21 protein-coding genes are annotated in these 16,432 nt (G+C 66.3%); 12 read left to right on the top strand and 9 right to left on the bottom strand.

What is annotated here, in order from left to right; all coding sequences use genetic code 11:
* Nucleotides 1-422 precede the first annotated feature (422 nt).
* The 3 genes from ACZ7MF_RS01960 to ACZ7MF_RS01950 all read left to right on the top strand — a co-directional run bounded on the left by ACZ7MF_RS01960 (nt 423) and on the right by ACZ7MF_RS01950 (nt 2,699).
* Nucleotides 423-1,373, top strand: coding sequence for a hypothetical protein (locus tag ACZ7MF_RS01960; protein ID WP_471473957.1), 951 nt, complete (start codon nt 423-425; stop codon nt 1,371-1,373).
* A gap of 39 nt (nt 1,374-1,412) precedes the next feature.
* A complete protein-coding gene (locus ACZ7MF_RS01955) occupies nt 1,413-2,162 on the top strand; it encodes a hypothetical protein (protein ID WP_471473956.1) in 750 nt (249 codons plus the stop codon).
* Between the two features lie 231 nt (nt 2,163-2,393).
* Nucleotides 2,394-2,699, top strand: a complete 306-nt coding sequence (locus ACZ7MF_RS01950; protein WP_385347903.1) for a hypothetical protein — start codon at nt 2,394-2,396, stop codon at nt 2,697-2,699.
* 27 nt (nt 2,700-2,726) lie between these two features.
* Here the strand turns inward: ACZ7MF_RS01950 and ACZ7MF_RS01945 are convergent, their stop codons facing one another.
* A complete protein-coding gene (locus ACZ7MF_RS01945) occupies nt 2,727-3,473 on the bottom strand; it encodes a hypothetical protein (protein WP_471473955.1) in 747 nt (248 codons plus the stop codon).
* The gene (locus ACZ7MF_RS01940) at nt 3,470-4,834 is read right to left on the bottom strand and encodes a putative T7SS-secreted protein (protein WP_471473953.1); all 1,365 of its coding nucleotides are present in this window, start codon (nt 4,832-4,834) and stop codon (nt 3,470-3,472) included. The genes ACZ7MF_RS01945 and ACZ7MF_RS01940 overlap by 4 nt, the downstream gene beginning before the upstream one ends.
* A 169-nt stretch (nt 4,835-5,003) precedes the next feature.
* Here ACZ7MF_RS01940 and ACZ7MF_RS01935 point away from each other — a divergent pair, with 169 nt between their 5' ends.
* From ACZ7MF_RS01935 to ACZ7MF_RS01895, 9 genes are all read left to right on the top strand, one after another.
* Nucleotides 5,004-5,609 carry a hypothetical protein gene (locus ACZ7MF_RS01935; protein WP_471473952.1) on the top strand — a complete coding sequence of 202 codons (606 nt, stop codon included), beginning with the start codon at nt 5,004-5,006 and terminating at the stop codon, nt 5,607-5,609.
* 310 nt (nt 5,610-5,919) lie between these two features.
* Nucleotides 5,920-6,591 (top strand): hypothetical protein, encoded by a 672-nt coding sequence (locus ACZ7MF_RS01930; protein WP_471473951.1) that lies wholly within the window; start codon nt 5,920-5,922, stop codon nt 6,589-6,591.
* A gap of 59 nt (nt 6,592-6,650) precedes the next feature.
* On the top strand, nt 6,651-7,673 hold the full coding sequence (locus ACZ7MF_RS01925; RefSeq protein WP_471475169.1) for a hypothetical protein: 1,023 nt from the start codon (nt 6,651-6,653) through the stop codon (nt 7,671-7,673).
* A gap of 126 nt (nt 7,674-7,799) precedes the next feature.
* Entirely contained in the window at nt 7,800-8,099 is a 300-nt protein-coding gene (locus ACZ7MF_RS01920) for a WXG100 family type VII secretion target (protein WP_471473949.1), read from the top strand.
* Nucleotides 8,100-8,103: 4 nt separating this feature from the next.
* A complete protein-coding gene (locus tag ACZ7MF_RS01915; protein WP_469918082.1) occupies nt 8,104-9,459 on the top strand; it encodes a hypothetical protein in 1,356 nt (451 codons plus the stop codon).
* Nucleotides 9,460-9,468: 9 nt separating this feature from the next.
* Nucleotides 9,469-9,882 (top strand): hypothetical protein, encoded by a 414-nt coding sequence (locus ACZ7MF_RS01910; RefSeq protein WP_469918081.1) that lies wholly within the window; start codon nt 9,469-9,471, stop codon nt 9,880-9,882.
* Complete coding sequence (locus tag ACZ7MF_RS01905; protein ID WP_471473948.1) at nt 9,869-10,501, top strand: hypothetical protein; 633 nt, start codon at nt 9,869-9,871, stop codon at nt 10,499-10,501. The genes ACZ7MF_RS01910 and ACZ7MF_RS01905 overlap by 14 nt, the downstream gene beginning before the upstream one ends.
* Before the next feature lie 37 nt (nt 10,502-10,538).
* Entirely contained in the window at nt 10,539-11,177 is a 639-nt protein-coding gene (locus ACZ7MF_RS01900; protein ID WP_471473946.1) for a hypothetical protein, read from the top strand.
* Between the two features lie 227 nt (nt 11,178-11,404).
* On the top strand, nt 11,405-11,605 hold the full coding sequence (locus ACZ7MF_RS01895; RefSeq protein ID WP_471475210.1) for a hypothetical protein: 201 nt from the start codon (nt 11,405-11,407) through the stop codon (nt 11,603-11,605).
* 41 nt (nt 11,606-11,646) lie between these two features.
* On the opposite strand, the gene ACZ7MF_RS01890 is transcribed toward ACZ7MF_RS01895, so the two are convergent.
* The 7 genes from ACZ7MF_RS01890 to ACZ7MF_RS01860 form a co-directional block, all read right to left on the bottom strand.
* On the bottom strand, nt 11,647-12,231 hold the full coding sequence (locus tag ACZ7MF_RS01890) for a hypothetical protein (protein WP_471473945.1): 585 nt from the start codon (nt 12,229-12,231) through the stop codon (nt 11,647-11,649).
* Nucleotides 12,228-12,926: a hypothetical protein gene (locus ACZ7MF_RS01885; RefSeq protein WP_471473944.1), complete on the bottom strand. Its 699-nt coding sequence runs from the start codon at nt 12,924-12,926 to the stop codon at nt 12,228-12,230. The genes ACZ7MF_RS01890 and ACZ7MF_RS01885 overlap by 4 nt, the downstream gene beginning before the upstream one ends.
* Nucleotides 12,923-13,495, bottom strand: a complete 573-nt coding sequence (locus ACZ7MF_RS01880; protein WP_471473942.1) for a hypothetical protein — start codon at nt 13,493-13,495, stop codon at nt 12,923-12,925. The genes ACZ7MF_RS01885 and ACZ7MF_RS01880 overlap by 4 nt, the downstream gene beginning before the upstream one ends.
* Nucleotides 13,496-13,507: 12 nt before the next feature.
* The gene (locus ACZ7MF_RS01875; protein WP_471473941.1) at nt 13,508-14,761 is read right to left on the bottom strand and encodes a putative T7SS-secreted protein; all 1,254 of its coding nucleotides are present in this window, start codon (nt 14,759-14,761) and stop codon (nt 13,508-13,510) included.
* A 2-nt stretch (nt 14,762-14,763) separates the two neighbouring features.
* Nucleotides 14,764-15,075 (bottom strand): hypothetical protein, encoded by a 312-nt coding sequence (locus ACZ7MF_RS01870; protein WP_159329373.1) that lies wholly within the window; start codon nt 15,073-15,075, stop codon nt 14,764-14,766.
* A gap of 95 nt (nt 15,076-15,170) precedes the next feature.
* Nucleotides 15,171-15,470 carry a WXG100 family type VII secretion target gene (locus tag ACZ7MF_RS01865; protein WP_087807860.1) on the bottom strand — a complete coding sequence of 100 codons (300 nt, stop codon included), beginning with the start codon at nt 15,468-15,470 and terminating at the stop codon, nt 15,171-15,173.
* Nucleotides 15,471-15,775: 305 nt separating this feature from the next.
* Entirely contained in the window at nt 15,776-16,402 is a 627-nt protein-coding gene (locus ACZ7MF_RS01860) for a hypothetical protein (RefSeq protein ID WP_471473940.1), read from the bottom strand.
* Nucleotides 16,403-16,432 lie beyond the last annotated feature (30 nt).

The raw sequence follows: 16,432 nt of genomic DNA, 5'->3' as shown, positions 1-16,432 counted from the left end.
GACCGCCCGACCGATGGCGTCCCGGGGCATCCCCATACGCACCCGCCCGACCTGGGCAAATAGCCAGCAGTAAGGCGAGTGTCAAGCCATCGCACCGTATCAGCCGCACATAAGCCCCTCAAGGCATGCCCTCCCCTGCCCGGCACCCCTGCACGCCGTTACTCATCTGCAACTTCGCACCCGTGGAACCCCTTTGAGTACGGCCCGCCAAGCAGCCGCTCTCACTGTGCTCGCGCGAATCCAGAACGACCAGCCCCGGACACCGTCCGCGTGCTGTTCGTCACGCAGCACCCATCGGTCCTGCACGATTCACTCACGAGGGGCCCCAGCGGTCCGTGCCATGATCTTCGCTCGGATCAGTGACGGGGTGCGTACGCAGAGAGAGTTACACAGGAAGAGGGGGGAGAGCAGTGGGGGAATCGATGGAACTACTCCCGGTGAACGAGGCCGCGCTGTCGGCCGACCCGAGAGCGGCAGAGGCCATACGCGCCGTCGGGACACGCCACGGCATCGACTACGCCGATGACATGGCGGTGACGGCCATGCTGGCGGAGCGGCGACAGGCGTTGCAGGCGACCCAGCGCGGCCCACTCGTCTGGCTGGGCGGATCGACACTGATACTGGGAGTCGTCTGGCCGTTCCTCGGCCCGATGGTCCCGGCGCTCGCCGGCGATCCGATTCTGGCGGCCGCCCCGGCGGGGCCTCTCCTGATCGTCGCGATCGCGGCCCTCACACTCGTACGTGTCCGGTGGAAGCGCGAGTTGCTCCACCCGATGCTCGTCGGGTACCGCGAGACGCTGGGCATCGCCCGAGCCCACGGAATACCCGTGACACACATACCGGCGTGGTTGGAGGGCCGGTCGTCGACCGGAGGAGGCAAGGGCGCGGCGCCCGTTCCGACGTATCCGCCGGTACGACCGGCCGCCGCGCAGGCAACACCCGCTCCGACAACGCCGGACCGGGACGGCGGCGCAGCCGACGGGGGAGGCCCGGCACCGCAAACCACTGCCGAGCCATCGGCACCCGCCTCCGTCGTGCCCGTACCATCGAAGCCCTCGAAGGTCGAGGACTACGAGCGCATGGCGGACGTGGGCGGCTGGCACAACGAGACAGGCTGCCTCCTCATCGTCACCGGCGCGATCGGCAGCGCCTGGGCCTACACCGACGGCTCCCCGATCGGATACGGCACCGCCTTCCTCGTCCCCTTGGCCTTCTGGGTCTGGCTGGTGGGCAGCCGCCAGGGCGACGAGAAGAACGAGCTGCGCGAGGAAGCCCTGAAGTACGTCAAGGAGCTGGAGGCCGCGCAGGCAGCGGGCGCACGCGTACCGGAGCTCTCCCCGCAGCTGCGCGCACTGCTCGACGGCCACCACTGACGCCTCTCTTCCCCCCACCTACGGAGCAACGGAGCACCCGTGAACCGCCCCACGTCCACAGTCCTCGCCGCCCTGTCCCTGCTGTCCGTCACCGCGCTCACCGCGTGCGGAGGCAGCTCGGACCCGGCGACCGGCGAACCGAAGGCAGGCTCCTCGACGTCCGCCTCCACGGCCAAGGCGCCCACCCCGGCCGAACACCTGGCCGCGACGATCGTCACGAAGGCCGACACCGACGGCTTCGAGGTGGAGGAGCCGGACGACGAGTACGCCTTCGCCAAGTCGACGGACGAGATGACGGTCGACAAGCCCGTCTGCGCACCCCTCGCGTACGCCATGAACCAACTGCCCCTCGGCACCCCCGAGGCCGATCTCACCCGGCTGACCTCGGGCCCGACAGACGCGCCGACACAGCTGACGAAGGGTGTCACCTTCACCTACGTCACTCTGGCGTCCTACGCCCCGGGGAAGGCGCAGTCCACCTTCGCCGACGCGCGGAAGGCCGTGGACGCGTGCGGGGACGGCTTCACGGCCAAGGCGAACGGCAACGAGAGCCCGTACGACTCCGTCACGGCGGAGAAGGTCGCCCCGGCCGGTGACGAGTCGCTCGGATTCACGTCCACGATGACCTTCCGCGGTGTCCCGCACGTCCTGCACGGCGAGGTCGTCCGCAGCGGCGACGTCCTCGCCGTCTACTTCTCGGTCGACGGCATGGCGATCGCCAACGGCAGGCCCAGCGACGCGAAGCTGTCGCCGACGGTGGTGAAGGCGCAGAACGGAAAGCTCGGCTGAAATAGGGCGGTTCCGCAGCAGCGAAGCCGTCAGCAGAGCGCCGCGAGCGAAAGATCCCGGCGGGCACCCGGGTGCCGTACGACGAGCCGGAGGGCAGTCCGCTGTCGGTGCTCGGCGACGGCACCTTCGGCAACGACCGGGCCTTCACCGTCCAGGAGGTCCAGTCCTTCCATCGCTGCGCCAAGGTACGCTCGGGCAACCGCGCGCATCGGGAGGGAAGGGGAGAGACAGTTGTCCTTTCTGCGTTTCGCGAGTGACGAAGTCCTCGGGATGGCCGGCACGCTGGAGACCAGCGGCGGCCAGATGAAGTCCGCGTCCAAGGACATGAAGCACGCCGACTCCAAACAGATCGGGCACGGCGGCCTCGAGTCCGCGTGCGACGACTTCGCGGACTCATGGGACTACGGCTTCGGTCAGCTCTCGAAGCTGACCAAGGGCGTCTCCAAGTTCGCCAAGAAGTCCTCGGAAGAGTTCACCAAGCTCGATCAGAAGCTGAACGACGAGCTGAAGAAAAAGCAGAACGAGGGCAAGAAGTAGCTCGTACGCCCGCCACCACCTCGGGGCTCAGTGAGCGCCCTTCTCCACATCGAAGGTGAAAGTCCGACCGATCTGGGCGAGCCGCCCGCAGTACGAGTCGAGCAGGAACACCGACGGCGTGGAGATCGTCACGTAGACGCAGTAGTCGCGCGGCGCCGGGACGATCAGCTGCAGCGAAGCAATCGGCAGGGTCGGTCGTACGGTCTCGTCGTCGCCGACGGCGTCCGCGAGACCGCTCTCGGCGACGAAGCTCGCGGGCAGGGTGAGCAGACGCAACGACGCGGACATCACGGCCGGCCCGGAGGGCAGTTTGACCGCCAGGAGCATGTCCTGACGCCCTTGCACGCCCTTGCCCAGGTCGAAGTCCAGTTCCTGCAGCTCGTGCTCGTCGGCGAAGAACCCGTGGCGCTTCGCCCGGTAGATACCTTCAGCCGTCAACAGCCGGTCATGATGCCCGCTCGGCTTCACGGTGACGGCGAGCAGGCCCATGGAGAGTCGCTCCTCGCCCGCGACGTCCTCCGTGCCCAGACACATCGCCGCCAGATCGACCGTGTCCTCCCCGCCCGCGGAGAGCCCGGGGAGCACGGCCCTCATCTGTTCCGTGGCCGAGGCCAACTGCTCGTCGTCGGCATCCGGGACGAGTCGTTTGAGCGCCTTCTCCCAGCCTTCGACGGCTGCGGGGTCGGGCAACCGCACGAATTCGTCGGGCACGGTGTACCGGAACGCGTACGGGACCTGGCGGGCAGCGGCTGCTTCGATCGGTGTGCGGGTCATGCGGCGGTCCCGAAGTTGCCGGGCTGGAGCCCCTTGGTGAAGCTCTCGCCGGCGGAGGTGAGCGTGGTGGTGCTGTCGAACCGGGGGCCCAGGGGACCGGGCGCCATCGTCTTCGGCTCGTTGTCCGGCGCCTCGTAGTCGACGAAGCCGGCTCCGGGACCCACCACGGGTATGTCGGAGATGTTCCAGTCGCCGTCCAGCCACCGGCCTTCGTTGGTGTTGGAGCCGAACGCGAAACCGGCACCGGTCACCGTGCCGACGACGTCGAGGGTCTTGCCCGTGGCGACGTGCACCCAGCCCTTGCCCGCCGTGGCGAACCCGCGCATCGAGTTCGCCATACCGCTGGGAATCTTCGCGAGGTTGCCCCAGCCTCCGGGGCCGATCCTGCCGAGCGTCGCCATGAGCCCCTGCGAGGCACGCAGGGAGCGTCCGGACTGCACCAGCGCCCGTCCCGCCTGAGCGAGCTTCGCCCCACCGAGGGAGGCACCGCCCGCGACCACCCCGAGGGCGTCCCAGGCCAGGGTCTGCCACGTGACGCCCTCCGCACCGCCGGCCATGGCGGCACCGTGAGCGGCCAGGGCGCCGACTCCGACGATGAATCCGATGAGCCCCAGCGCGCCCACGCCGGTGCCCAGCATCAGGGCGACCAGGCACACCACGCCGATGACCATGGCGATGTCGGCGAGGATGTCGCCGACGAGCTTCCAGAAGTTGGGGTCGCTGAGGACGTTCCAGGCATCGGACAGGAAATCGGTGAAACCGTCCACGAGGTCATCGAACCAACCCGGCTCCGGCGGGGCGTCGTCCGCGGCCTCCTTGACCGTACGTGCCGTCATGTCCGCCGCCGTGACGTACTCCGCGTGCAGGGTGTGCGCCCGTCCTCGCACGGCCTCCAACTCACCGTTCGCCGAGTCGTAGGCCGCCTTCTTGCCCTTCCTGTCCTTCTCGTACTCTTCCTTCTCCTTGTCCGTCATCTCGGACGTGTCATCGGGCAGGCCGTCCAGGCTCCCCTTGGCCGTACCGACTTTCCGGGCCGCGGCTGCCGCCTCTTCCTCCAGGGCACGGGCCCTCGACTGGAACCCGTCCAGGCTGGACTCCCAGTTGGACAGGGCCCGGTGGGCGGAGCCGACCGAGTCGAGGGCCTTCTTGAGGTAGGGCGGGATCTTCTCGACCGACTTTGCGAACGTGTCCGCAGCCTTGCCCGTCCAGATGCCGTCGGAGGCGCCGATCTTGCCGAGCTGCGTGTGCGCCGTACCGCTCTCGCGGCTGACCCTGCCGATCGCGCCCACCATCAGACGCACCGTCTCCAGATCTCCCGGAGCCGGGTCGAATCCCAGATTCGGGTACTTGGACGAACCCACTGCTGTCCCCCTGTGTATCCCTGTGTGTCGAACGCCTCCCGCCGCGGGGAGCTTGCCTGGCCCAGTGATAGGAAGCTATCCGTGGGGCGAGTGGTTGCGCCATCTCGCCGATCACACGGTAATGGCGTCCCGACGTCGTGCTACGACCCGGTCCCAGGAGGTTGGTCCGATGTTCCTGCAGCCCCAGCTCAGAGCACTGCTGCGGGACGGCGCGCAGGGTGTCGAACGGCATGACGCCCGCAACCTGCAGCGGTCGTGGCGGAAGTTCGCCGCCTTCGCCTACGTCGCCGAGCAGTACGGATACCGGTACGACGGGCTGTCCACGCTGTCGCCCAAGGGGAGCCCGAACCCGTACTTCGCCTTTCGCCGACTTCCGGACGCGCCAGAGCGGGCGGCGTGGAGCGCACAGCACTACCCCGCTGCGCCGGAAGCCGGGCCGCTGCCCGGCATGCGCCCCGGGAGCAGCCGCCTGCGGCCACTGCCCGAGGTGCAGCACGAGGTCGATCTCCTGCACGCCCGCATCATGGTCGACTACAGCCGCACCCACCGACGGCGGGGACTGATCGCCCTCCTAGCCCTCATGGTGGCCATGCTCATTCCCCTGTCTCAGACCGGTTTCAGCGCCCAGTCGCTGCTCGTGTGCGGCGCCGTCTGGCTGTTCTTCGCCGCCCTGTGGCTGACGGGCCTCGCCATCGCACGGCACCGGTACAGGAAATACAGTCGCGTGCTCCGGGACTCCGGGGTCGACTGGCCCTCGAATCCGTCACTCGCCTAGCACTGCGCAGGGCTCCGCCTGCCCTCCCGACCTCACGCAGTTCCACTCAGCACCGCGTAAGGGAGGCGCTCCATCCGGTTCTCCGGAAACGAGGCGCGCCCGAGGGCCGCCCCACCGTGCGCATGTGCGCCCGCTGCCCACGCATCACGGACGAACCGTTCAGGCGCGATCCGGACACATGACACGACCGCATGCACTCATATTCGACGAATTGCCCCGATTCCCGGCGTAATTCACTCTGGCGAAATCGGGAAGCACGCAGATACGGTCAGTAGCCTCGACTGCACTTCTGTCTCACGGGGAGTCCACTGTGAAGCGCCGCTCTTTGCCCGTTGCTGCCGCGCTCGCCGCCTCAGCAGCCCTGCTGCTGACGGCCTGCGGAGGCGGGGGCGACAAGTCCAGCGACAACGACAAGATCGCGGGGGCGGACCAAGGGTCTGCGGCCCCGAGCGAGACAGCCGAGTCTTCGGCGGCACCGGCGGAGGACAAGCCGGACGGCGTGGACCTGTCCCTCCCCAAGGACATGAACCTCGTCTTCGACTGGGACAAGCCGAAGGACAAGAACGAAGCGGCCGCGATGGACGACGCCGCAAACTACCTGCGCGCCATCTACCGGGGCGTCGACAAGCGCACGACCAAGGACGCCGCCCTGGCTGCCTACGCCACGGCGGACGGAATCCACTACGCCGAGACGCAGATCAACGAGTGGATCAAGGGCGGCTGGACCGGCACCGGCACCCGCCGCCACTACGGCGCCACCACACGATCTGCCCCGAACGGCAACTCGGTTGAGGTCGCGTTCTGTGCGGACACCGGGAAGTTCTACGGAAAAGAAGTCAAATCGGGGAAGGTGCTGAAGTCCGAGCCCAGCCTCAAGGACTTCAACTACTACAAGATCATCATGACCAAGTATCCCACTGGTGACGGCCTGTGGCAGGCATCCAAGGTGTTCGTCGAGACGGAGGCCAAGAAGTGCCAGTGAGCAGACCACGGCGAGGCTTCTTCGGCAGCAGCGTCGCTGCCCTGACCGCCGCGACCGGCATGATCTTGCTCGGCGCCCCGAACGCCACCGCGGAACCAGTGGACACCGGCAAAGGTGGCAGCGCCGAGCAGGAAGGCGGCGGCGACAAAACGGGCATCTACGCCGCCGCACGCATTACATACTCCGGATCCGTCGCCCCGAACGGTGGCATCGGAAACGTGACGTCCGCCGACGTCAATTGGACTCCCCCACCCTGCTGGTACGCCCCCTACCTCGGTGCCAAGGACTTTAAGAAGAAGATGTCCGCCGAGATAGAGGAGGCCGCGAGCGCGCCCGGGATGACGGGGACGCCCGCCGCAGCGATCGGCGAGACGAAGCGTCATTACGAGGACGAGTACGGCTGGACGGACACCCCCGGTTACAAGGACTACAACGTCGCCAAGGACGGCGAGGGGATGTTCTGGGCCGGTGTCGAGAATCCCAACGAGCCCGACTTCCTCAAGCGGAACTCCTGCACCGACCTCCCGTTCTGGGTCGACGACGGCGAGGCCCCGCCGCCCCAGTACGAGGAGGCCATCACCCCGGAGATTCTCGCCGCCCTCGCGTACCAGCACATGGAGCTGCCCGGCACCGAGGTCACCCTCGCCCCCGCCGAAACCACGAAGGTGAACCTGCCGACCTGGGCCTGGCTCGACAAGGCCGACTTCCACGAGGTCCAGGCCACGGCGGCCATCAACGCCCCCGGCTTCACCCTCACGGCCACGACCACCGCGAAGCCGGTCTCGCTCAAGCTGGAGCCGGGCACCCCGGACGCCGAGACGTACCCGGCGTCCGGCGAGTGCACGATCAACGACGACGGCTCGATCGGCGAGCCCTACGCCAAGGGCAAGGCCGACCGGACCCCGCCCTGCGGCATCAAGTACCTCCGCTCCTCCGGAGACGGCACCTTCGACCTCCAGGCCACCATCACCTGGGAGATCGCCTGGACCGGCACCGGCGGCGCGGGCGGCGACCTGCCCGACGGCACCTTCGAGAACGCCCAGGCCGTCACGGTCCAGGAAATCCAGGCGGTCAATCGCTGATGAGATCCACAGGCCACTCAGAGGCCGTGAGGACACAACTTGGTCTCGGGCCGAATGTGCCGCCTGGTGCGAGACGGTCCCACAACGTATGCCCCAGCACGATCAAGCACGCGAGAAGGAAAACGCGTGGGTGAGCCGGACCTGACGGTCGACTTTGACTTCCTCAGAGACTGCGAGCGCAAGCTCGGCCAGCTCAAGAAGACCTTCGAGGACATTGAGAACCGCCGGGACGACATGAAGGAGCATTGGGGCTCCGGTTCCGTCGCCGATGCCATGGAGGACTTCGTCGACAATTGGGACGACTACCGCACCAGGCTCATCGAGTCAATTGAATCGGTCGGCAAGCTCGTGGCAGGCAGCAAGAAGGCGTTCCAAGATCTGGACGACGAACTGGCCAAGGCACACAAGAAGAAGCAGAAGAAGTAACGCCATGACACCGACTTCCACGCGCCGTCCGGTGGACTGGCAGCCGCTGTGCGAATCCGATCCCGTTCCCGGGGACCCTCAGGAGATCCGCGCCGAGGTCAAGCACATGATCTCGGTGGCCAAGAAACTTAGGGACCAGGCCAAGAATCTGAAGGCGATCAGCGACGACGAGACCCTGAAGGGCAAGTACGTAAAGACCCTGCGCGACGAGTCGTCCACGCTGGAGAAGCACATGCGGGAGGTGGCCGGACGGTACGAGCGGGTGCACGGCCACCTGACCAAATGGTCGAACGAACTGGAGGACTTCCAGAGCGACGCCGACAAACTCCTGCGCCAGGCCAAGGAGAAGCAGGAGGAGGTCGAGGCCGACAAGGCAAAGAAGGCCGCTTCGGAGGACAAGGACGTCCCGCACGCGCCTCGCAGCGGCGCCAACCCTGCCGACGACCCCATCCAACCGTTCCGAATCACTCTGGACACCCTCACCGGCAACAGGAGCACTCGCGCCAACCACTACGCCGGGAAGATCCGCGACGAGATCGACGATGTGATCGAGGATTCGTGGTGGGACGACGTCAAGGGCTGGGTTCATGACCATGCGGACGGGCTCAAGGCCTTCATCGATGCCCTCGGCTGGGTCGCGACAGTTGCCGGCTTCCTGGCACTCGCCTGTCCTCTGTTGAACTTTGTCGTCCTTGGCATCGCGGTGCTGACAATCGGGCTCAGACTCCTGCTAGTGGCATCCGGCGACGCCTCCTGGACGGACGTCATCTTCGATGTCGTGGGTGGGCTGCTCGTCGTGGGTGGCCTAGGGGCTGCCGCGAAGCTCGCCAGCGGCGCCAAGGCCACCGTGGGCGCTGCTCAGGGCGCCCGGACCGCCGGCCTGCGGCAAGGACTCAGGGGCGTCAAGAGTGTCCTGGATGACACAGGACGGTTGATGACCAAATTGCCGCAAGGGGCAGGGCGGCAGGCCCTCGGGGCGGCCCGTAACGCGATGCGCAAGTCCATCTCTCAGAACGTCGGCCTGGTCGCCAAAGGGCCCCTGAGGGTTAGCCCGTTGTCGACGCTCGTGCACCTCGGCGACAAGGAGATGGCTGGCATGGCGAAGATGCTGCAGGCGAACAAGGCCACCTTCCCAGCGGCCGCAGGGGCCGCGGCAGACAAGGCGTACAAGTCCTACCAGGCAGGGCTCGGCATCGCCTGGACCGGCATGGGGATGGACGTCGTGGACAAGGCACTGGGCAAGAGCGACCTGACAAGCTGGACCAAGGAGGAGTTCGGAACCGGAGAGAAGCCCTACAACGCGGCGTACTCAGACTGGAAGGACAACACGCTGAAGCCCGCCCCCGACACTCACTGGTGAGGAATGAGCATGGACCTGAACTCGGCGCAGCGCATTGCCGAGGCCGAAGCCGCACGCACCGGGCTTGGCACCGGCCCCAACCGGAGACTCCGGCTGACGCTGTTCATCGGAATGCCACTGTTCCTGCCGGTATTGGGGATCATGATCCTGCTGCCGAAGCCACTGATGAACGACGTGCTCTACGTGTACGAGGCCGGGATCATCGGCTGCCTGCTGCACTACGTCTGGGTCTTCGCGAAGTACCCCCGGTACGCGGACCGGCCTCCTTACCTCACCCGGGACCTCGCCATGGGCGGCGGCTTCTTCCTGCCATCGCTCTTTTTCGGATTCTGGCCGGGCATGATCGCCGCCCCGGCGTGGGCGATTTTCGTAGGCGCTACCTATGCCGTGGAAGTGACGCGGGGGCGCAATGACCACCGCTGAGCGCAGTCGGCCCCCGAACGGTTTCAACCTGGTGCCGCCACCCGGCTGGGACGTGATCCCGCTGCGCACGGGCACCAAGGAAGCGATGGACCACATCGTTCGCAAGGCCGTCACACAGCTGCCTGCGGGCTTCCCCAAGGACGACATTCCGAAGGCCCGACTGAAGCTCAACCATGAGATGAAGAAGGTCGTCCGCCAGGCCAGGGCCAAAGGGGGAATGACCCTCTACCTCCCCACCGAACGCCTTCACGGCGTCGCGCTGCCCGTTTCGATCGTGGCCTCCGAGCCGATCGACATTCCACGGGTCAGGCCCTCCAGCGGCCCGGAGGCGATCCTGGCCGCGCTCGCCTCCGTGGCTCCGGGCGCGGAGACGCGCACGCTCGATGACACAGCGGCCCTGCGCTCGGAGCGAGAGGTACCTGCCGACGCGACCCAGGGCGTCGACGTCGCTCACCGCCGGGTCGAGTACTTCGTTCCGGTCCCGGACAGCGCCCCCGACCAGTACCTGGCCTTCTCTTTCAGCGCCCTGATCGCGCCCGGCTCGGATCCCGCCTTCTATGACATCCTCGTGGAGTTGTTCGATGCTGTGATGGGCACCTTCCGCTGGAGCTACGCCTGAAGGCCCTCTCTGCCGGCCCCGAAGAAAGAGACCGCTCATGTCCGACGGCACTCTGTGGAGCACCGATCTCGGCGCCCCGCTCCACATCGACACGGATGCCAACCCAGACGTCTGGGGCTATCTTCATCTTCAGATCGACAAGAAGAGCTTCAAGGAATGGCTGGACCTGCACCTGACGGGCCTGGCCGCCATCCACGGCATCGAATTCACCCGCAAACTCCGCCGATTCCACAAGGACTTCTACGGGCAGACAATCCTCACGCTCCGGGACAAGCTCGAGGCGGACGAAGCGTTTATCTACCACCCCGTTCCGCTTACCTACATGCCGCTGGTGATACACGCCACCCGCATCCACTGCGAGGCCCCTGACCTGTCATCCTGCGAGGGACACACCGCGTTCACGGTGCCGCACCCGGAGATCCCCGAGTGGCAGCAGCGAACCGGCAGCACTCCGTTCGCCTCCCCGCACCTGGGCACGGACGGGATCCGGGTCACCCGCTCCTACCCTGCGGACAGCAACATCATGATGACCTCGGTGACGTACCACTGGCACACCCGGCCCGGCCTCCCCGACGTCGTACTCCGCGGGCACCACGACGACCCGGAAGTGATCGCCGCGGCAATGGAGGCACTGGACGACTTCGCGCGGACTCTCCGGCTTCCTGGGACGGACTGACCAACGCCGCCGAAAACGAACTCAACGGGGGGACCGTCGCCGACCCACCCGACTTGAACAGCGCAGTCGACCGACGGAAACAACAAGCTCGGGCAAGGCCGAAAACAGGCTACTCGGTGAGGGCCTCGGCCGGATCCGTGAAGGAAACCGTCTGAAGGGTGCCCCCCATCATGTCGACGAACTGGGACCAGTGATCGCTCAGCTGTAGCCGTGGCCTCGGGGCCGAGTTGGTACTCCCGCCATGTGACGCAGGAGACCGCCGGTCCACAGAGGAGGTCCAGCCACTGCACGTCGTCGACCTCCAGGCCACCATCACCTGGGAGATCGCCTGGACCGGCACCGGCGGCGCGGGCGGTGACCTGCCCGACGGCACCTTCGAGAACGCCCAGGCCGTCACGGTCCAGGAAATCCAGGCGGTCAACCGCTGATGGGATGGGTCGCCGTGTAGGAGAAGAAAGGGTTCCTGCGGTTACAGTGACCGCGTCGGAACCCAGCGCAGGGATTGGACCATGGCGTCACAAAGGTCGCCCATGGATCCCTCGGTACCGCTCAGCGGCATCGAAAAAGCTAGGTGCAGATAGCCCGCATCACCCGGCATCCGGACATGGTGATCCAGCGTCGTCGCCGTGCGGACCCACACCGTAGGCCCGGCGGGCATGTCGACGACACCCACGTCGGCCTCGGCGTCGCGATCTGAGCTTCTGCGCTGGCTCAACGTCTCGGCGAATGCTTCGGCCGTCGGCGCAACTCCGCGAGGCATCGGTGGCCAGGAGATCAGAAGGGAGGCCGGAGCGATCGCCGTGCCCTCGGACGATTCCGTGCGGAGGAAGAATTCCAGCGCACCACGGGCCAGGCCGTTCTCGGCCGTGTTGCGGAGGATGGTCCAGACGCTGCGGGGGACGTCCCCGGAAGTCCCGCTCCCGGCGAACTCCTTGTCCACGTAAGTCTTCAACTGACCGCGCCAGCGCTCCTGCGTGAGGTCGACACGAAACCAGTCGCGGGGTACGAGGATGCGGTAGTCCGAGGGCGGGGCGTCAGGTACGGGCTCGCTCACGTTGCCGCCGCGGAGGTGATGAGCGGCGTTCCGTCGGCGCGGAACAAGCGGATGCTGCTGACGGTGTTGCCGAACATGGTCGAAAACACGTCCCACCCTGCCATGGTGGGCGTCGACATCTCCATCATGAGAGAGGTGCCGTTCGGAAGCGGCACGTAGACCCGTATGTACCAGTTCGGGAAGGTGAGCTCCTCGCCCGAGGCCGTAAGTTCAGCGACCACCTTGTCCTCGCGGCTGCCGATGTACGACACGGCTGATCCACACGGCAGCTCGATCTCGGAGACCTCCGCGTCGCCGAACTTGCGAAGGTCCGCGGCGATCGCCTTCACCGCATCGCCCACGTCCGAGCCTTCCGGACTGTCCACCAGGGCGGCGTACACCGTCGCGGTGCAGGGGGTGTCGTCAACCGCCGTGACGCAGAGACCGGCGTACTGGGCGCCGGCCGCCAGCAGGTCGTCGACGCCCAGCGCACACGTGACTGCGAGTGCCGTCTGAGCCTCTTGCCCGGCCCCCGGAAGGGCCTTCTCCACGAGTTCGCCCAGCAGGCGGACCGCCTCGTCGTCGTCCGTCTCCTGGATCGGGATGTCGTGGAAGATCTCCGGCATCACCCACCGCACCTGGATATCGTCTGCGCGGAGCACGGGCGGGGCAGGGTGGGTGGGTATCAACTCGGCGAGTTCGGGCTGGCTCGTCACGGGGACTCTTCCCTCTCAGGTATGGGGCGTTCCGGCGCTTCGGGGAAGAACTTCCGCGAGGTGACGTACATACCGTAATAGGGGTACATGCTCGGAATTTCGGCCCCACCTTTGCGGGCCATGCCGACGATCTTTCGGTACAGACGAGCGCGGCACCGTACATTGCGCACGACCGGGTCGAGGAGGCTGCGCCGCCGGACTAGGACGATGGCAACAATTGCGGCGCAGACGATGACGGCGTCCACGGCGATGAAGGCGATCTGGAACTGGCGCGGCTTCTGGGATGCGACGAGATCCCAGAAAGGCCAGGCCCCCACACCGAAGACAAGCAGTGGCAGGGCGAGCAGACATCCAAGAAGGCTCCCCTTCTCCGTGTCCTCACGCCGCTGGAAGAGCATCCAGTGCACGGCCCTGTCGTCAAGGAAGTCGAAGTGCACCTCTTGCCCGAAACGCTCGGCGGCGGCCTTGGCTTCCGGAACGGCGGCCACGACCGACGACGGCACCATGGTGTGGACGGCACCCTGGTCATCGACGAACGTTCCGGGCTCCATGGCGTGGTAGTCGCTCACAGGGTCATCTCCTTACCCAGTGGGGGCGAGTGCGGAATGGAATGCCGTCGACCGCGGTCTCGGGCTTGGCTGCGGCGATGGCGACGGTGTGGGCCGGGGCCCTTGGTTCGGTGTCCTGCCCTCGTTGGACGAGTCACCGAGTTCTTCGAACCGGTTCTTCAACTTCACCACGCTGTGTACGCCCAAGTTGACCAACGATCCACCCTTGATGTAGCGGGTAAGGACTTCTGGGTTGAATCCACCCGGCGGCAGCTTGATCTTGGTGATGTCCTTACTCTTCAAGAACTTCGAGGCCCAGACGACTCCCTTGTTGAAGTTCTTCACCGCGAACCCGTTGGTGAATCCGGACCAGATGGCGTTCCTCGCAGCGAGCAGGCGTGCCCCCTTTGCCGCCGCCGTGAGGCCCTTGATCGCCCCAAGTCCGGGAATGATCCCCAGGACGTCGAGGCCCATCTTGAGCAGGTCGAGCTTTCCACCTCGAGCGAAGTAGTCATAAAGGCGCCCTGACAGCGCGGTGGCACTCATCACTCCGGCTGCAACGACGAGGAACACCGCGAGGGTACCGCCGGAAAGAACAACCGCAGCTACCAAAGCCGCCACGGCCAAAAACGTCCCCACGGCGGAAAACAAGTCAGCGTGATCCGCGATCCAGTTCATGAAGCCCCCGGGGTCCTTGACCCCGTCATGGTGGATCACGTTCTTGATCTTCCGGGCGGCATGGCGCGCCGCATCGTCCCGGATGGCCTTCGCCCTCATGATCTTTTTTTCGCCTTCGAGCATGAGCTGCGCGGCGTCGTCGCTCTTCTTCTGCTGCTTGCTGTGCTGCACCGCGTCGTCGCCCGTCAGCACTTTCCCATTGAGCGGGTCCAGGATCTTGTTGGCGGCCTTGTAGTCGACCTCGGCGTCCCGATACTCCTGAAGTCCCTTGTCCGCCAACTGCTGGGCCCGGTGCAGCTCGCTGGCGTACTCGGACGACTCTCCACCTCCCTCCCGGACCTTGGTGCCCATGGCGATCGCGGCTTCGTCGTAGCGGTCGTAGGCGTCCTTGAGGCGACTCGATGTGTCGCCTGCGATCTCGTGGAACGCCCGGCCGGCGTCGCTGTCCCAGCCGTCGACCGACGCCAGCGCCTTGATGTTCCGCGCCTGCTTGTCGATCTCGTCTGCCATGCCGCGCAGCTCCTTGCCGAGCCGCGCCACCTCATACGGGTCGCCGGGCACCGGATCGGAGTCGTACATCGGTGACCAGTCCTGCGGACGGGCTGTCACTGCTACTTCTCCTTCTTCCCGCTCTTCTTGGCGTCCCTGAGCGCGTTCGCCAGCTCGTGGTCGACGTCCTCATACGCCTTGGCCGCGTTACCGGTGTACTTGGCGAGGTTCTCGATGTCTTCCATGAGCTTCTTGCGGTTCTTCTTCCAGGTGTCGGAGAAGTCGCTGAAGATGTCCCGCAGTTTGTCGCTGCCCAGCGCGTCGCCGTACTCGTCGGCGGGGTTGCCGTTGTCCTTGAACTCCCGGTGCATGCGGTACAGGGACTTCGAGCATTCCTTGATCACGTCAAGGTCGAGCCGAGTTCTGTCTGCCACCCGTTCAGACTTTCTTCCTCAGGCACCGCCTCGTCCGGGCACGGCTGGACACGGTATGTGCCGCCTCACGCCCGGACAAGGGAGTGACGTCGACATCAGCCCTTGGCGCCCTTGGCCAGCTGCTCGTCCAGGTCCTCGTACGCCTTCTTGGCGTTGGTGAGGAACTTGGACAGGCCCTCCAGGCCCTTGACGGTCTTGGCCGCGCCCTTGGTGAAGTCCTTGATGGACTCGTCGTACGCGCCGGAGGCCTTCTGCGTGGTGAAGCCGTTGGCGACCAGCTCCTCCACACCCTTCTCGATGGCCTTCAACATGTCTTCCATGTCGCCCATCGCCTTGATCAGGTCGGTGGCCTTCTTCTCCATCTCGGCGTAAGTAAGGTCTGTGTCCTTCGCCATGACAGCTCTCCCTCCCATCGCCTCAGGGCCTTCCCCCGTGGCGTGACTGAAGCGGTCCACCCGGCCGTTCGTCCACCGGCCGTCCGCATGAGCAAAGATCCTACGGGTGGAGCTGTTGGGGCGACAGGGATGCCTGACGGCGGAAACGTGAACCGGCGTACATATCCGGCCAGTTAAGGCGGCCTCAGCCCGGCGAGGAGTCCCGGTGGCCCGAGCCGTGGCCTCCCTATCACCCGCCAGGGACCGCCGCAGTTCACCCCCAGTACAGCGTCCCCGCCACCTCCGTCCGTTCAGGCCGAGGCGCCTTACGCTGTGAGCGGAGTGATGCGCATGGTCCGAACCGCTTCGTCGGCCAGCTCGGTGATCTGCTCCGTGAGGGCGATCTTCTCCCAGGTCACCGTTACGACGACGAGACTCTCCATGCCGGGCGGAAGGACGGCGTACTTGACGAACTCGGTCAGCTTGCGACCGAAGCCGAGCATCCGCTTGACCTTGAGCATCGCCTGGATGCGCACGGCAGGCCCCGCCGCCAGCTCGAGGTGGGTGATCTGGGGCGTGCCCGTGACCTCCGCGTTTCCCCACTGCAGCAGCAGCGGGACGACCTCGTCCGGGCCGGGGCGGGCGACGCCCTCGTCTCCGTACGAGTCGACCGTGAGGTTGGCCATGGCCTCCCCCGCCTCGGAGTAGTACGCCGCCGCGAGGGTGGGCACGTCGTCGTTGAGGTCCACGGCCCGCTCGACCATGTCGTCGAAGACCGCGCTCTTCTCGATCTCCAGGCCCAGTGGATTGAGCCGGTTCACGACCTCCGTGGCCAGCGCCTTGGCCTCGGACTTGGTCCCGTCGTGCAGGGTGAGATCGATCCAGCCGGGCTGGAACTCGAAGGTGCACTCGAAGGTCTCATCCAGCGGAGCGGGATCGTCCGGTGCGGTCATGCTCGGTCCTTTTGTGTGGGTACGGACGAG

It is taken from the genome of Streptomyces sp. NPDC111628 (genome assembly GCF_055635195.1).
This window is presented reverse-complemented; position numbering and strand designations above follow the sequence as displayed.

What these genes read in the sequence shown, in the direction of transcription:
- ACZ7MF_RS01960 (WP_471473957.1), top strand. Translation starts at nt 423, where the DNA reads ATGGAACTACTCCCGGTGAACGAGGCCGCGCTGTCGGCCGACCCGAGA.
- ACZ7MF_RS01945 (WP_471473955.1), bottom strand. Translation starts at nt 3,473, where the DNA reads ATGACCCGCACACCGATCGAAGCAGCCGCTGCCCGCCAGGTCCCGTAC.
- ACZ7MF_RS01935 (WP_471473952.1), top strand. Translation starts at nt 5,004, where the DNA reads ATGTTCCTGCAGCCCCAGCTCAGAGCACTGCTGCGGGACGGCGCGCAG.
- ACZ7MF_RS01925 (WP_471475169.1), top strand. Translation starts at nt 6,651, where the DNA reads ATGATCTTGCTCGGCGCCCCGAACGCCACCGCGGAACCAGTGGACACC.
- ACZ7MF_RS01915 (WP_469918082.1), top strand. Translation starts at nt 8,104, where the DNA reads ATGACACCGACTTCCACGCGCCGTCCGGTGGACTGGCAGCCGCTGTGC.
- ACZ7MF_RS01910 (WP_469918081.1), top strand. Translation starts at nt 9,469, where the DNA reads ATGGACCTGAACTCGGCGCAGCGCATTGCCGAGGCCGAAGCCGCACGC.
- ACZ7MF_RS01905 (WP_471473948.1), top strand. Translation starts at nt 9,869, where the DNA reads ATGACCACCGCTGAGCGCAGTCGGCCCCCGAACGGTTTCAACCTGGTG.
- ACZ7MF_RS01900 (WP_471473946.1), top strand. Translation starts at nt 10,539, where the DNA reads ATGTCCGACGGCACTCTGTGGAGCACCGATCTCGGCGCCCCGCTCCAC.
- ACZ7MF_RS01865 (WP_087807860.1), bottom strand. Translation starts at nt 15,470, where the DNA reads ATGGCGAAGGACACAGACCTTACTTACGCCGAGATGGAGAAGAAGGCC.
- ACZ7MF_RS01860 (WP_471473940.1), bottom strand. Translation starts at nt 16,402, where the DNA reads ATGACCGCACCGGACGATCCCGCTCCGCTGGATGAGACCTTCGAGTGC.